Annotated in this window: 14 protein-coding genes; all 14 read right to left on the reverse strand. The window is 35.1% G+C overall.

From position 1 onward, the window contains the following. Positions 1-67: 67 nt before the first annotated feature. On the reverse strand, positions 68-1,303 hold the full coding sequence (locus tag OC25_RS11200) for a glycosyltransferase family 4 protein (RefSeq protein ID WP_039475856.1): 1,236 nt from the start codon (positions 1,301-1,303) through the stop codon (positions 68-70). A gap of 56 nt (positions 1,304-1,359) precedes the next feature. Beyond that, positions 1,360-2,379, reverse strand: coding sequence for a glycosyltransferase (locus tag OC25_RS11205; RefSeq protein WP_039475859.1), 1,020 nt, complete (start codon positions 2,377-2,379; stop codon positions 1,360-1,362). Next, positions 2,369-3,790, reverse strand: coding sequence for an O-unit flippase-like protein (gene wzx, locus OC25_RS11210; protein ID WP_039475862.1), 1,422 nt, complete (start codon positions 3,788-3,790; stop codon positions 2,369-2,371). Before wzx ends, OC25_RS11205 begins: the two co-directional genes overlap by 11 nt. A gap of 6 nt (positions 3,791-3,796) precedes the next feature. Next, positions 3,797-5,164, reverse strand: coding sequence for a protoporphyrinogen/coproporphyrinogen oxidase (locus OC25_RS11215; RefSeq protein WP_039475865.1), 1,368 nt, complete (start codon positions 5,162-5,164; stop codon positions 3,797-3,799). Positions 5,165-5,167: 3 nt separating this feature from the next. After that, complete coding sequence (rfbH, locus tag OC25_RS11220; RefSeq protein ID WP_039475867.1) at positions 5,168-6,442, reverse strand: lipopolysaccharide biosynthesis protein RfbH; 1,275 nt, start codon at positions 6,440-6,442, stop codon at positions 5,168-5,170. Then, a complete protein-coding gene (locus OC25_RS11225) occupies positions 6,423-7,316 on the reverse strand; it encodes an NAD-dependent epimerase/dehydratase family protein (RefSeq protein WP_039475870.1) in 894 nt (297 codons plus the stop codon). Before OC25_RS11225 ends, rfbH begins: the two co-directional genes overlap by 20 nt. Then, entirely contained in the window at positions 7,316-7,852 is a 537-nt protein-coding gene (gene rfbC / locus OC25_RS11230; RefSeq protein ID WP_039475871.1) for a dTDP-4-dehydrorhamnose 3,5-epimerase, read from the reverse strand. The genes OC25_RS11225 and rfbC overlap by 1 nt, the downstream gene beginning before the upstream one ends. Then, a complete protein-coding gene (gene rfbG, locus OC25_RS11235) occupies positions 7,852-8,943 on the reverse strand; it encodes a CDP-glucose 4,6-dehydratase (protein WP_039476032.1) in 1,092 nt (363 codons plus the stop codon). The genes rfbC and rfbG overlap by 1 nt, the downstream gene beginning before the upstream one ends. 1 nt (position 8,944) lies before the next feature. Then, a complete protein-coding gene (gene rfbF / locus OC25_RS11240) occupies positions 8,945-9,721 on the reverse strand; it encodes a glucose-1-phosphate cytidylyltransferase (RefSeq protein WP_039475873.1) in 777 nt (258 codons plus the stop codon). A 9-nt stretch (positions 9,722-9,730) separates the two neighbouring features. Beyond that, positions 9,731-10,762 carry a ferredoxin--NADP reductase gene (locus OC25_RS11245; protein WP_039475875.1) on the reverse strand — a complete coding sequence of 344 codons (1,032 nt, stop codon included), beginning with the start codon at positions 10,760-10,762 and terminating at the stop codon, positions 9,731-9,733. A gap of 86 nt (positions 10,763-10,848) precedes the next feature. After that, positions 10,849-11,976: a GDP-mannose 4,6-dehydratase gene (gene gmd / locus OC25_RS11250; protein WP_039475877.1), complete on the reverse strand. Its 1,128-nt coding sequence runs from the start codon at positions 11,974-11,976 to the stop codon at positions 10,849-10,851. A 27-nt stretch (positions 11,977-12,003) separates the two neighbouring features. After that, positions 12,004-14,352, reverse strand: coding sequence for a GumC family protein (locus tag OC25_RS11255; protein ID WP_039475879.1), 2,349 nt, complete (start codon positions 14,350-14,352; stop codon positions 12,004-12,006). Between the two features lie 8 nt (positions 14,353-14,360). After that, a complete protein-coding gene (locus tag OC25_RS11260) occupies positions 14,361-15,167 on the reverse strand; it encodes a polysaccharide biosynthesis/export family protein (protein WP_039475881.1) in 807 nt (268 codons plus the stop codon). Positions 15,168-15,324: 157 nt separating this feature from the next. Further along, the gene (locus tag OC25_RS11265) at positions 15,325-16,065 is read right to left on the reverse strand and encodes a tyrosine-protein phosphatase (RefSeq protein ID WP_039475882.1); all 741 of its coding nucleotides are present in this window, start codon (positions 16,063-16,065) and stop codon (positions 15,325-15,327) included. Between the last annotated feature and the right edge of the window lie 174 nt (positions 16,066-16,239).

The raw sequence follows: 16,239 nt of genomic DNA on the forward strand, positions 1-16,239 counted from the left end.
TAATTTTATTCATTATGTATTGATATCACCATCTATTAAAGTAAGAGGTAAAAAAATTCAAATTTCATTACAAATCTATGATAGTTTGATAAATCCTAGACAAATCATTTACTATATTTTCTTTGTTATGCCTTTCGATCGCAAGAACTCTAGCATTGTTTCCAATTTTCGATGCAAGTTCTTTATTATCAACGATTTCTTTAATATAAGATGCTGCCATATAAGGATCATTTGCCGGAACCAAAACACCTGTTGTTAGGTGCTCTATTAGTGTAGAAACTCCCCCTACATTACATGCGATAACTGGCACACCTAGAAGTTGGGCTTCACAAACACTATTTGGACTATTATCAATGTATGAAGGATGTACAAAAACATCACAATTACCAAGTGCTTCTTTTATTATATCAGACGAGGCAATACCTTTAGGATAAACAGAAACAGCTTCAAGATGGATTCCTGTTTTAAAACTTGCAAAATCCATCTCATTAACTCCATAAACTAGCCATTCGAAGTTAAGCTTCAACTCGTTTTTGAGTATCTGCGCTGTTTTTAACAACATATCAGCACCTTTATAAAGCGGATTTGAAATGGTTGTTACAATGATGACCATATTTCTATTGGTTATAACTTGCCAAGGCCTTGCATTAAAAAAAGATTCGCGTAGCATTTCACTGCAATAATAATAATGCGATTTTGGCGAATAAATTTTAGTGATTCTTTTGTCCCATTCCGTCCGCCCCATGAAATAATTGCAACCGGCAAAAATCCTTTTTTCCCTTTCAACAGAAGTTTTCCATCCCTTCAATTGCCCGTAATTTGAAAGCAGCCTTAAAGGATTTAATCCATTTGAACGAAATATATCCCATTGAGAATAAAATGGTGGAACAAGTGCATTTAAGCAAGGAATAAGCAGACCTTGCAAATGAATAATTGTAGGAATATGTGTATATTGAGCAATGAGCCCAAAAGTTCGTTCCGACCCAAAAACATGTATAATATCAGGCTTAAAATCATCAATTACCGATTTAAAAGCGCTTACATGTGAAGCTTCTTGTTTACTTTTAGAGAATGCTCTTTTAAACCTATCTTGTATGCCTCTAGCAATAGAAATTGGATAATAAATTACATTTTCTTGTTCAACTTTAAATGGCTCATCTTGAAAAAAGAAGGATATTGCCAACTCAAGATTTGGCAATTTTCTAACTTCCTTTTCCAAAGAAGTAATCCATCCGCCTCCGTTATATCCATTTAAATCCGAATTATAGCCCGCTTGATTATTGGTAAACCATAGAACCCTCATCTTTTACATATCATTTTAAGTTAAAATCAAAATATACCCGAGAAACAGTATAATTATTAAAAATTATTTTTGAACCTTATTAATTTACACAAGATTGGAATTGACTTGAAAGCAATTTTGTTAAAAATGTTTATGTCATTTTCCATTCTGAATATTTGTTCTGAATATATCTTTAAAAATTCATCCGATACTTCACATAATAATTTATATTGCCTTAACTCTATTGCTTTTTGTGCCAAAGTTATGATACAACTTAGTGAAGGGTAAATAATTTTAAATGAATTTCTGATTTTTTTATCAGTTTCAATAAACCCCTGAAGAGTAGCTATTTTTATTGATTCATTAAACCCAATACGATAATTAGTTAACGAGGAATTTAAGTAAAATACATTATTAAAGTTGACCAAATACTGCACTAAAAACATATAATCTGATGAGGGATAAAATTTTTCATTATACCCCCCCATTTTTAACAGACTACCCCTCGTAAATAAGATCCCAAGCGATCCTGGGTTTACATTACCGAGGTGTAAATCTAAAGGAATAACTTTATTAATTTTTAGTTTATCATTTTTGTGCTCAAAAATTAGATTCCCATCAGAATCAATTACTTTATGTCCAACTATAATAGCATTCAAATCTGTCATTTTTAAAAGGATCCCTTGAACAGATTTTAAATAATTTAACTCCAACGTATCATCATCGTTCAAAATTGACAGATATTGCCCAGAAGAAAGCGAAATGCACCTGTTCCAATTACCAAACATTCCAATGTTTTGTGAATTCTTATAATAACTTATGCGAGGGTTGTTATAAGAATTCATTATTTTTTCAGTATCACAACCACGTTCTGGGTTATTATCTACTACAACTATATCGAAATCATCGTATTCTATTTGATTAATGGCGCTATTTAGAGATTCCTTCAATAAATCTGCCCTTTTATAGGTGGGTATTGCAATCGTAATTTTGGGCTTAAAACTTAACTTTGATTGAATTATGGGAATAGATTCAACACTTTTTGTCTTTGCAAAATTATCTTCAATTTTAAAAAAATCAGTGCTTTTATCTACCATAAGAGTATGTTTTTAATCTATAAAATACTTCCGAAACAGCTAATCTTAAAAAGCTGAATAAACTTATATTATATTTATTCAAAATAACAAAAGGCCATTTCCAATTATTATATGCCAATTGCACAATACCCTGCACTAATACCAAACCCAATAAACCATAATTTGTAAAGGATAAGGAAAAATAACTTCCTAAAGCAATAAATCCACCCGTAATCAATGAAACCCACATAAAGGGAACAGAATTACCAATAACGATCATTGTTGCAAAAAAAGAATGATTGGTTTCGAGTAACATTATAATCAAATATAAAATAAGGATACCTGATACAGGTAATACTGCCTTTGCTTTAATTAATATTAATAATTCGGGTACGGCCAATACTAGAAAAGCGCCGCCAATAAGGAACAGTAGATAAAAAATCCCCATGGCAAAAGCAAATTCTTTTTTTAGATCATTAATATTTCCTTTAATATTTAGTTCAGCAAAACGTGGATTATTAATCATAAAAAGGGTACTAGCAATACCAGAAATTATTCCAACGAGTTGTACCATTAAGCCATAGGAAGCAATATCCGATAAACTCAAATACAAACCTCCTAAAAACATTGCAAAACGGGTAATTGCATAAGATCCGATAAAAACTAGCCCCAGTTTGCGTGCATTATGCCAAACGATATTAAACAAATCTAGTTTTTCTTTTTTGGTGATTACAAATTGATCGATTTTACTCTTGAATTCCTTTGTAAAGAAATAATAGTGAGAAATAAGCCTTTCTACAAAAGGGGCCAGCAAATTGGCAATTGCTATAGAGAGTAAACCAACTCCTAATAACAACAAAGAGACATTTATAACAATGTACACAATTCTGGAATAGACCATGGCCTTTTTTGATTCCATTATCATCCCTTTTCCTATTAATAATGAAGCATAATAGGTATAATACATATTGAAGAAAGTTGATATGGAATAAACTATCCAAATAAATAAGGATCGATGTACATTTGTAAAACCATTAGTTACCTTATAAATATAGAGCGTTCCGAAGGAAAGCATAACAACTAAAACTATAAGTGACAACCTACGATAAACAAATCGAACAGTATAGATCATCGTAGCTAATAGTCGATAGTTAATTTGTTTTTCACCTTCTTCATTAGTATGAATACCTTCTTTTTTTAACTCTTGTGCTCCGCTAAAGATGTAAGTAATATTCCGTCCAAATTGTGGGCCAAAACCGAAATCAAATAATGCAACCAATGATCCGACAGTTAGCATCAAATAATTCATGCCAATCTCTTCTGGACTAAGTAAATGAAGTATTAAGGGTAAAACCAAAACTCCCGATGCGATTGAGAAAAATTGGGCACCATAACCCCAAATAATGTCTTTTTTTGAAATGTTCTTAATCATCTAAATTTAATTAGAACCAAGTTTATCGGCAATAAATTTTCCCCTCAAAATGCAATCATCTGTCCAAAAATACTTCCACTGGCCGAACCTGCCTGCTAAAACAATATCGCCTATTTTACTAGCATCATTATTTTCTAACTTTTTATCCCAATCTGTCATAGGCTCCAAATCATCGCTTTCTCTTACTAAGCCATATTGCTCCAAGTAAGAAAAAATGGTTTCGAGAGCCTGTCTTCTAGGCAAATCACAGATCACATTTGCATACTTAATATATTGAGTATTGCTATTCTCTAAGAAATCCCTGCTTTCAACTAATCTCATTTCAATTAATTCTTCGAGTACACGATTAACAATAATTTCAACAGGCTCAATCTGTGGCCGATATTTTGAAAAATATACCTCGACCTGAATTCCGGTTTTACCCTCTTGCCCATTTTGGGGAGATAAAAGCTCCGTAAAGTTTACACGTGTTGCGTACTTATCTGCATCGTACACATAAAACCAATGGGCATCTATTTTTGCACGATGATTTATTACATAATTAATCAACAAAAGTTCAGAGCATGCCAGATCATCAGCTGCCTTGTTCACTTCAGGCGTTGCCTCAATATAACGCACAAACTCGGGTAGAGGCAGGGTATTAATGAGTTTTGAATATTCTATATTAGACCCATCAGCAAAATAAACTGTTTTTGAAGCTAACGAAATTCGCTCAACTGTTTTGTTCAATTCAACATTCATTCCTTCACGTAAACCATTGGTATAACTAAAGTATCCGCCCTTTTCAGGATATCTGACAGAAGTAATATAATGTGTTGATTGATCCAAAGGAGCTAAGAAGCCTTGTTTCACGGTTTCTACATCAGGAAAAAAAACTCTCCCCCCCACCCAATCTGTTGTTAAATCTTTCGGTTCGACAGTCCAATATTTTTTGGTATAAGATTTTACGAACTCCTCATAAAATGCCTTTCCAAAAGCCAAAATTGACCAATCTTCATAGTTCTTGGGTACAATTTCTTCCTGATTTTCATTTCTACTGGATAAAAAATCATTTAAACATTTGGTCCGTATCGGCTCAGGAACAGCATAAAGATTTGATTGCGCAGGATGGTTTATCCAATAACCTTTGTAATAGTTGGTAGGGAACACCGGATATTCTAAATATTTGCCATTCAAACTTTTTGCAAACAAATCTTTCACATATTTATGTTTCGTAAAGGAAACATGAGGGCCCTCATCCCATGTAAAACCATCAATTTGATGGGAATAGATATGGCCTCCGATGTGATGTTTTTTTTCTACAACTAAACATTCATGATCTAAATGATATGAACTACTAATCCCTGCCAATCCCGCACCCAAAACCAAAATCATAACCTAACTGTTTATATATTTCCTAATCACATCGGCGATATAATCGTAATGTACGGCATCTAATCCGGGCCAAACGCCTAACCAAAAAGATTGGTTCATGATGATATCAGTATTAGCTAAATCTCCAACAACCCTATGCTCAACATTAGCGTAAGCCGGTTGCCTCAACAGGTTACCTGCAAATAATAAACGGGTACCAATTTTATTTTCTTCCAAATACTGAACTAACATGTGACGATCGTTTGCATCTCCTTCTCTCAAAGTCATCAAAAATCCGAACCAAGAAGGCTCTGAATCTGGGGTTGGTTCAGGCAGAATGAAAATATCTTCGAACTCTTTCATGCGCTCATACAGCATTGCATAATTTTCGCGCCTTTTTTGCACAAAACGATCAATTTTACGCATTTGAGATACGCCAAGCGCTGCTTGCATGTCTGTTACCTTTAAATTAAAGCCTATATGAGAATAAGTATATTTATGGTCGTAACCGTAAGGTAAAGAGCCTAACTGCTGCCCAAAACGACAACCACATGTATCATCTTTTCCTGGCAAACAATAACAATCTCTTCCCCAATCTCTAAAGCTTTCTGCTATTTTAGAAAGTTCAGGATTATTTACAATTACAGCACCACCTTCGCCCATGGTAATGTGGTGTGCCGGGTAAAATGAGAAGGTCGAAATATCTCCAAATGTCCCGGTTTTTTTACCCTTATAAGTTGCACCTAACGAATCGCAATCATCTTCAACTACCCATAGGTTATATTTTTTTGCCACACGCATTACCTCGTCCAAATCGAATGGATTACCCAAAGAGTGTGCAATCATAATTGCTTTCGTTTTTGGAGAAACAGCAGCTTCTATCATGTCAGATTTCAGATTATGCGTAGCAACATCCACATCGATAAACACAGGGATAGCTCCAAATTGGACGATTGGATTTACAGTTGTAGGAAAACCAGCAGCAACAGTGATCACCTCATCTCCCGGTTTGATTGCTCTATCACCTAGTTTCGGAGAGGTTAAAGCATAAAATGCGACCAAATTGGCAGAAGAACCAGAGTTTACCAACAAAGCCTTCGCCGCTCCAAAATATTTTGCAAATTCTGCTTCGAATTCAGTAGCAAACCTTCCAGCTGTTAACCATCCATCTGCGACTGACTCCATGCAAAGCAGTAAGTCGTCTTCTTCAATAATTTTTCCAGTTACTGGAATATAATCTTGTCCCGGAACTGATGCCTTAAAAACTTTAAGATCATAATTAACGTTCACTGTACCCATTTTGTAATTGTTTATATTTTAAAATCAATCCTTTTTCTAATGTTATTTCTGGTTCCCAATTGAGCAATATTTTCAATTTCCCAATAGGTGCATTTGCATAAACCGTATCACGTAACCTTGGAGGATATGCTCCCCAATCTAATTTTAGTTTTGAGTGTGTAATTTCCTCAATTTTTGCTGCTACCTCTCTAAGATTATGAACCTTTCCTGTGCCCAAATGCAAAACATCATTGTGGTCTATTTTTTCAAATCCATCAATCAATTTATGGAAAAAATTAATCAAATCAGAGATATAAATAAAATCGAGGTACTGCAAACCTTCCGAAATTTTAACCGGTTCAGTTGCATGTATTGCATCAAATAAAATATCTATTATCTTTTTTTGAGTATCCTGCCCACCATAGATTGTATAGGGGATTACATGAACAACCTTAAAGTTATTTAATGCAGCATAATAATTTAATATTGACCTGAATGCGGTTTTGGTTGCAGCATATAGATAGGTTGGATTTAAATTTCCATCGCTAAAATGGTATTCTGAAAATGATCCCACATTTATAAAACATTTAATTTTTACTTTTTGAAGTGCATTTAATAATAAAGTTCCAAAAGTAATATTTGCATTTATTAACTGATGAATATCATTTACTTCAGATCTCGCTGTGAGGTAAGATGCAAGATGAATAACAATATCGGGTTGTAACTTAATTATTTCATCTTCAAGGTTATCATCATCTTTTATGACAACAACTTTGCTATCCAACTCAACTTCCCGCCTTGTGATAGCAAAAAGTTTATGATCAGAAGAATTTACTAGATACGAAATCAAATTTCTACCTACATACCCTGTTGCTCCAGTTAGTAATATGTTCATTAAAAATATTGCTTTGATGGGATAAAACCTTCAAAAGCCATATCACGTATGGACAAAATTGGTTTATCTATGGTCCACTTGAATCCAAAGGAATCATACTTTATACCGCCTTCTGCTTCTTTGTCTTGAGAAGTCGTGGTGTGATATTCAACCGTAGTATCTTTTTCGAGCGCTAAAAATCCGTGAGCAAAACCTTTTCCAATATAAATTCCCTTACGATTTTCTGCTGATAGTTCGACAGAAAAAGCTTGACCAAATGTTGGAGAATTTTGCCTGATATCAAGCACAACATCAATAATTGCACCTGTAATCACATAAACCAACTTTGCATGATCAGCAGGTGGCTTTTGATAGTGCATGCCACGTATTACATTTTTATCAGAAACGGAGTAAAAACTTTCTGTAAATTTCGAGTCTAATCCATGTTCAGCAAAAGTTTCTTCATGAATTGTTTTCACAAACTCCCCCCTGTTGTCTTTATATGAGGCGTATTCCATAATGAAAATATCCTGAAATTCAGTTTTAACTATTTTCATTATTCAGACCAATTAATTTGTTTCATTTTTGCTTTTTCGGTAAATATTTCAATTTGTTCTTTCCTTGAAGCGTAAACATCTTTAGTATTATCTAGATCTGCTAAATAACCTGTTAGTGTAAATTCCACCGTATCTTCAAAACTCAATACTGGTTTCCATTTCAGAAAGTTTGCGGCTTTTGAAATATCAAGCTTCAATAATACCGCCTCATGTAATTTGCTGGTACCTTCCGGCACAAAATAACCACCTTTATTATCCAGTTTCAACATGCAGTCTATCAATTGTTTTACTGAATAATTGGTCATGTCTTCTGGTCCAAAATTCCAACCTCCACTAAAAGCTTTTCCTTGAATATATAATTCTGCACCGAGATTTAAATAACCACTTAACGGCTCAAGCACGTGCTGCCATGGGCGGGTGGCATGTGGATTTCTAACTTCCAATTTTTCACCCTTTTTAAAAGCCCTAAAATAATCAGGGATAATTCTATCTAATGCCCAATCGCCTCCACCAATCACATTTCCGGCACGGGCAGATGCAATATTTGCGGTTCCCTCGGCTTTGAAAAATGATTCAAGGTAAGAACTGGTAATCAGCTCCGAACAGCCTTTGGATGCACTATAAGGATCTTTTCCGCCCATAGGATCATTTTCACGGTACCCCCAAACCCACTCCTTATTATCATAACATTTATCAGTGGTAACGTTAACTGCGGCTTTTACGGATAAGGTAGCCCTTACAGCCTCCCAAAAGTTAACTGTACCCATTAAGTTGGTATCAAAAGTACCTACTGGATCTTGATAGGATAGTAATACCAAAGGTTGTGCAGCCAAATGAAAAGCGAAATCAGGCTGTACTTCCTTAAAATATTGCTTTAGTTTTGCCCCATCTCTAACATCTCCTTCCTGGTGATGAATGAGACCAGATAGTTTAGTCGTTACAAAATTGTCCATATCAGAATATGGCGCTAATGCATAACCGTAAACTTCAGCCCCAAGTTCTTTTAGCCAAATGGCTAACCATGACCCTTTAAACCCTGTATGCCCGGTAACTAATACTTTTTTCCCTTGATATATATTTTGAAAACTCATCTTACCAGATTTTCCATTTTGCTTCACCACTGCTCCACAATGCTTCTAGTTCAATTCTGTCTCTCAAAGCGTCCATTGGCTTCCAGAAACCCTCATGTTTAAACGCTGCAAGTTGGCCATTGTTAGCAATTTCTTTAAGCGGCTTATTTTCCCATTGAACATCTTCAACATCTCCTTCCAAATATTTGAAAATACCCGGTTCCAATACAAAGAATCCTCCATTAATCCACATTCCATCACCTTGAGGCTTCTCCACAAAGTGCTCTACCCCTCCATTTTCATCCATTTCTATGTTCCCAAAACGGCCAGGTGTTTGTATGCTGGTTAAAGTAGCTAAACGGCCATGGCTTTTATGGAATTTTACTAGTTCAGAAATGTTAACATCAGAAACACCATCTCCATAAGTAAGCATAAATGTTTCTCCATCAACATACTTCTGGATCTTTTTGATACGCCCAGCCGTATTGGTTTTTAATCCAGTATCTACTAGTGTTACCTTGAAAGACTCTGAGTTTGAAAAATGAACATCAACTTTATTTTTTTCTATATCAATTGAAACGTCGGAGTTATAAAGATAATAGTTTAAAAAATATTCTTTAACAGATTGCGCTTTATAACCTAAGCAAAGTACAAAATCATTGTAGCCATAAGCTTCATAGATTTTCATGATGTGCCACAAAATCGGCTTACCACCGATTTCTACCATTGGCTTCGGACGAGCTTCTGTTTCTTCCATTAATCGGGTACCTAAACCGCCTGCTAGTATTACTACCTTCATATTTTTACGTTATATACTTATTTGTACGTTCTCTGTTAAAGGATGTGTGCAGCATAATAAAAATTCACCTGCGACAAGATCATTACGCTCTTTACTTAATCCAATCATTTTAGCATCGCCCGAAATCAGCTTACCCTTACAAGTACTACAATTACCGGTTTGGCAAGAGTAAGGCAATTCAATATCGGCGTTCAATGCAGCTTCTAAAATACTTTTGCCTTTTGCAATCTCTAATGGATATTGATTACCACCAAAATTTATTAAAATTTTTTGTGTATATACATCTTCAAAATCTTTTGGGTCCTTAACCAGCTCAAAATCCTCGGAGAATACATTTGCTAAAAATCCATATTTAGTTTGTAGCGCCTTTTTTACTGACTCTTTTAAACCTGCAGGACCACAGATATAATGTGCACATTGATTCGGATCAAGTTCATCTTCCAGTATTTGTAAAGCTTTATCTTGGTCAATTCTGCCTTGAATTAAATATGGATGGCTTTCATCTACAAATATTTTAGTATGAAAATTCCTCACCACTAAACGTTCAGGGTATTGTGTATTTAATTGTTGAATCTGATCCCTAAAAATGGTTGTTTCATGGTTTTTATTGCCATAATTTAAGTGTACCCTTACATTTTCTTTCGCAGTTAGTATATATTTAATGATGGAGATCAGTGGTGTAATACCACTACCTACTCCCCAAAAAAACACATCAGTGAAAGCATAATCTTCTTCAAAAACAAAGTCGCCCATAGGCGGCATCACTTCAATGGAATCGCCAATCTTAACCATATCATTGATATGATTGGATACCAGTCCATTTTCTACCCGTTTAACTGTAATCTCTAAAAAAGAATCAATTCCAGGGCATGAAGAAAAAGAATAGGGGCGAATATAACGCCTCCCATTAATTCTAAAGATTAATGTCAGGTACTGCCCTGCCAAATATTTGATTTTCTTTAGCCCCGGTTGCTTAAAGCACAAAGTAACTGTGTCTTCAGTTTCCTTTCTAATATCAGCAACTTTTAGCGTATAGTTCATTATTGATGCGTATTTTCTATCAGTGAAGAAAATAGTGATTTAAAATTTTTATTGGCAGCTTAATGATTGCATGGTTAAAGCCTCTCTTAATCAAACTGATTTTTGATTTTATATCCGTGCGATTTAAGCAAAGTTTCTTTTCTGAAATGCTCTACATCAGTAGCAACCATTTCTTTTACCAAAGCAGCCAAATCGTATTTCGGCTCCCAGCCTAACTTCGTTTTTGACTTAGTAGGATCACCGATTAACAAATCTACTTCTGTTGGACGGAAGTAAGCCGGGTCAACACCAACTACCTCTGTTCCCGCTGTGATCTGAAAGTCTGGATTTGAACAAGATACAACATAAGCTATCTCCTCAACACCTTGCCCCTTGAATGCTAAAGTGATACCTACCTCTGCAAAAGCCATTCTAACGAAGTCACGAACTTTTGTGGTTACGCCGGTTGCAATAACATAATCATCAGGAACATCTTGTTGCAAAATACGCCACATGGCTTCCACGTAATCTTTGGCATGTCCCCAATCCCTTTCTGCCTCTAAATTGCCTAAGTACAATTTTTCTTGCAAGCCCTGAGCAATTTTCGCAACCGCACGGGTAATTTTACGAGTTACAAATGTTTCCCCCCTTAATGGACTTTCATGGTTGAATAGAATTCCATTACAGGCGAACATACCATAAGCTTCACGATAGTTTTTAGTGATCCAAAAACCATAAATCTTAGCTGCTCCATATGGAGAACGTGGATAAAAAGGAGAATTTTCATCATAAAATCCTTTATCATTTTTATTCTCTGGCATACCACCATATAACTCAGAAGTCGAAGCCTGGTAAACCCTGGTTTTCTTTTCCAAACCCAGGATTCTTACTGCTTCTAATATCCTTAGTGTTCCGATACCATCTACATTGGCAACATATTCAGGAGAATCAAACGATACCTTAACATGGCTCATCGCGCCTAAATTATAAATCTCATCAGGCTGTACTTCCTGAACAATTCTGATTAAATTAGTCGAATCGGTTAAATCACCATAGTGAAGTTTAAATCTAATTTTTTCCTCATGCAGATCTTGATACAAATGATCGATACGATCTGTATTGAATAAGGAACTTCTTCTTTTGATGCCGTGTACGATATACCCCTTTTGCAATAACAATTCGGCCAAATATGCGCCGTCTTGCCCCGTAATTCCAGTAATTAATGCTGTTTTCATTTTATATTTATAATGAGCCAAATATCTCTAACGCTTGATCTTCAACTTTTGCCAAATGCTCTTTTCTGCACTTTCGCCATAATTTCCGTAGCCATAACCATAACCATAGTCTTTACTGATAATGTCATTAACTACGATACCAATATTTTTCATTTTTGCACTGGTATATAATTCTTCAACAATACTAAGTTGTGCTTTCTGTGTAACTTTTTGCCTAACCAGGTAAAGTGTTACATCTGCATAATTAGAAAGTAATTGTGCATCAGTTATAATACCTACCGGGGGGGCATCCATAATGATATAATCAAACTGTTTTTTTAATTCTTCTATCAATACAGGAGTCCTTTCACTTAATAATGTTTCAGCTGGGTTAGGTGGCAATGGACCAGAAGAAATAATGAACATATTTTTATTAATTGTTAGCGGCTTTACAATATGCTGTATTGTAATGTCAGGATCAATTGTAAAATTACTAAAACCAACTCCATTATTGACATTTAGTTTTGCTGACAAGCCAGGCTTTCTCAAGTCCAGCTCCATTAAAAGAACTTTTTTCCCCGCTAAAGCTAAAATATTACCTAAATTAATAGCTGTAAAAGATTTTCCCTCCCCACTCATACTCGAAGTTAACAGAATAACTTTCTCTTCTTCTGTTTTCAGATAAAACGAAAGATTAGTTCGAAGTGCTCTAAATTGTTCAGAGATTGCAGAACGGCCTTGATTGGCTACAATCAAATTGTCCGAACTTCCGTTATGACTGATTTCTCCAATTACTGGTACACGGGTGTGTTTTGTGATCTCTTCCTTAGTCTTAATACTTGTACTTATAAGTTCCTGTCCAAAGATAAGGATCAATGGAAATATTAACCCTGCAAAAAGGCCTGCTAAATAAATAACATTCTTTTTGGGACTAATTGGAATCACTTGAGCTTTTGGTGGATCTATTATTTTAGCAACTGAAATATTAGAAGTCTTTGAGATAGCTGTTTCCTCTGCCTTTTGCATCAAAAAAATATACAATTCCTGCTTAATTTGCTGATTTCGAGCCAATTTAAGGTAATTTTTTTCAATTTGTGGAACGCCAGAAACTTCGTTTTCAGCCGCTTGCAATTGCGATTTGAATTTGTCTCGCATCGCAATATAACTATTTTTAGAAGTTTCAATATTTGAAAGAATATCTTTCCTCAAACCTAAAATCTGCTTATCTATACTCTGAACAAATGGGCTTTCTTCTGTAACACTTAACAACTGCCGTTCCCTTTCCATCAATAAGGAATTGTATTGCCCCAACAAATTCGAAAAAACTAAATCTCCTGGAATCATAGAGGAGGGGAATACGCGCTTGGTGCCGTTGGTGTCTTTTAGATAAGACTCTATCTCGGTTAATATTTTAACTTGTGTTTCAGCCTTTGCTAGTTCAGAGGTATATTCTCCTGTATTCTTCACCAACAACTTACCTTGCTCAGACATATCAGCTAATCTGTTACGCTGTTTAAAACTTTCTACTTTATCTTCTACATCTCCAAGTTCAGAAGCTATTACATTAAGTCTCTCCTTAATAAACTTATAAGTACTGTCTGCAATAGCATTTTTATCCCCAAGATTTGCAGATGTATATTTGTGTATCAATGCGCCTAAAATATCCTCGCCTTTATCTTGTAAAGGATACGACAGGCCTAAATCAATTATACTGACTTGCTTATTAGTGACAGTAACTGAGAGCTGTTGCATTAAAGACGCTACCCGCGAGTCAATCGAGCTTACAAACACAAAATATTCTTTTTCGTCAAGCGGTTCTATTTGTCCCTTATCAATCTGGATAGTGCCAACTCCATTTACGCTAAAGGGTTCTCCCCATTGAACGACTTTCTCAAAGCTATTAGTTTTAACCTGAAGTTTATTCCCCGCAGTTCTACGAATGTCAAAGCTAGTGGCCAAGATAGTATCTACCCCCTTAACGACATTCAGTTTAAATGGCGGACTATATAATTCACGTCTTACAAGACCTGATTTACTAGAGTAAACAATATTCAATTGCATCTGACGTACCACCTGCTCCATTAAATACCTGGTTTTTAAAATCTCCGCCTCATTATCAACAGAGTTCTTAGCCCCCAATAACCCCCCAAGGTCCATTAGACCGCTGGTTTTTCCTCCTAAACCTCCTCCTTTTTCATCGTCATTAACTAATATCTTCGCATTAATTTGATAGGTAGGCGGCGTAAACTTGCTATATAAAAATGCTATTAGTAGGCAGATGAATACACTTATCAAAAACCAAGGCCATTTATCAACAAGTTTATTCAGTATTTCTTTTAAATTGATGCTTTCTTCTTCTTCTGCATGTATCATGCTTCTATCCATCGAGTTATTCATGGGTTAAACTATTTAAAACTAGTAATGGCAAGAACAATTACTGAGATTACAGATGCTAGTACTCCAATGGTTTGAATTTGAGCAGAATTCGAGGCTGAAACTTTTCGCTTGTTAGGCTCAACATAAATAACATCATTTTGCTTTAAATAATAAAATTGGCTATTAAAGATATTCGAAGAGTTCAAGTCTAAGCGTGCAAATTCTTTTTTACCATCGTTATCTCTGACAATCAAAACGTTATCTCTTTTACCGTATATTGTCAAATCACCAGCCAAACTTAAAGCATCTAAAATAGTTACTTTTTCATTAGGCAAAGTATAGGCCGATGGGGCATTTACCTCCCCTAAAACACTAACTTTAAAGTTTGCAAAACGCAATTGTACGTTGGGTTGCTTATAAACGTCGGCGGCTTTTTCCCTAATTAATTCACGAGCTTGATAAGTCGTCAATCCGGAAACTTTTAATTTCCCAATTAATGAAAGCTCAACCTCACCATTTTTATCAACCAAAAAACCAGTGCTTTGAGTAGCTAAACTAGTATTCGTATTTCCTCCTAGCGTAGGTGTTGCAGCAGCTTGATTAATAATAGAACCGGTTTGTGGATTAAGTGTGAATATATTAATACTTAAAATATCATCAGGCTGAATAGTTGGGGCTGTAAAAACTGCAGCATTCTCCAATTTTGCTTGATTCACTGTTTGAATGTCCTGAAAGTATGCTATCTTTTTATTGCTCACACAGGAAGAACTTAGGGTTATCGTTGAAAATAAGGAAGCGATAAAGAACCCTTTAATTACGTTATTTTGTTTATTCATAGATAAATTTTGCTGTCAAGAAATAGAATTTACACAACAGACAGGGTGCAAACTTAATCATTTAATTGTAATATCTAAAAGATATGAATTTGATAGTGTTCTACTCCTCCTTATTGATCAAAGCGGATAGGTAAACTTTAGCCAATCTTATTTCCGTTCAAATCAATACCTGCCCAAAAATTTCCTGATTCTTGAATCCATACGCTCCTATTAACTCATATAACTTGCCTGATTCTACAGCGTTAGTGAGCGTGATTAAATGCTTATCATGATGCAAGTCAGTGCCAGCCAAATCATACATCTTTTCCTTTATTAAAATTTCGGCCAATTGCTTAACTTCTTTACCATAATAACCAACTACAGATAGCAAATTCAACTGCATTAGGCAACCTTTTTCCTTAAATCGTTTTAACCTGTTTTGATCTTTGAAATAAAAAGTATACCGTTCTGGGTGTGCTAGTATCGGCTGATAGCCAGCAATTTCGATATCGAATATGGTTTTACTAATCTCAGGAGATTCATTCAAATAAGACATTTCGATCAATACATGTTTATGATCCAGCTTACAAAGCGGTTGGTTCAAGGTAAAATCCTGATCGACCATATACTCTGCTGCAGCTCCTAATTTTAATGTAATGTTTTGCTTTGTCATTTCTGACTGCAATAAAGCTTTTGCATCTCCAATAGTTTTTGGAGTATTCGGATACAATTCTTTGAAAATGTGTGGTGTAGCAATCAATTGATCGAAACCCAATTCTTGTAAACTCTTCACGAAACGAATAGAGGTGGCAACATCAGGCGAACCATCGTCAATACCTGGTAAGATATGAGAGTGCATATCTACTCCGAGCCAGGAAATATCCGTAATCTTATTTTTCCTATTAAAAAAGCTAAACATATTATAGCGAAAGCATTTAAATCAACTGTCTTAAATTTGACTAACCAACATCTTAATCCAGACATCCACGCAAAATAAAACGAAATATTTGGCGAGAACGTCTTTAAGATGTCGTAAATCTAGGTTAATTTATATAATTTTCAAATAAACAGTAGAGTAAATCAGACATACCTT

The organism is Pedobacter kyungheensis (genome assembly GCF_000812965.1).
GTDB classification, from domain to species: domain Bacteria; phylum Bacteroidota; class Bacteroidia; order Sphingobacteriales; family Sphingobacteriaceae; genus Pedobacter; species Pedobacter kyungheensis.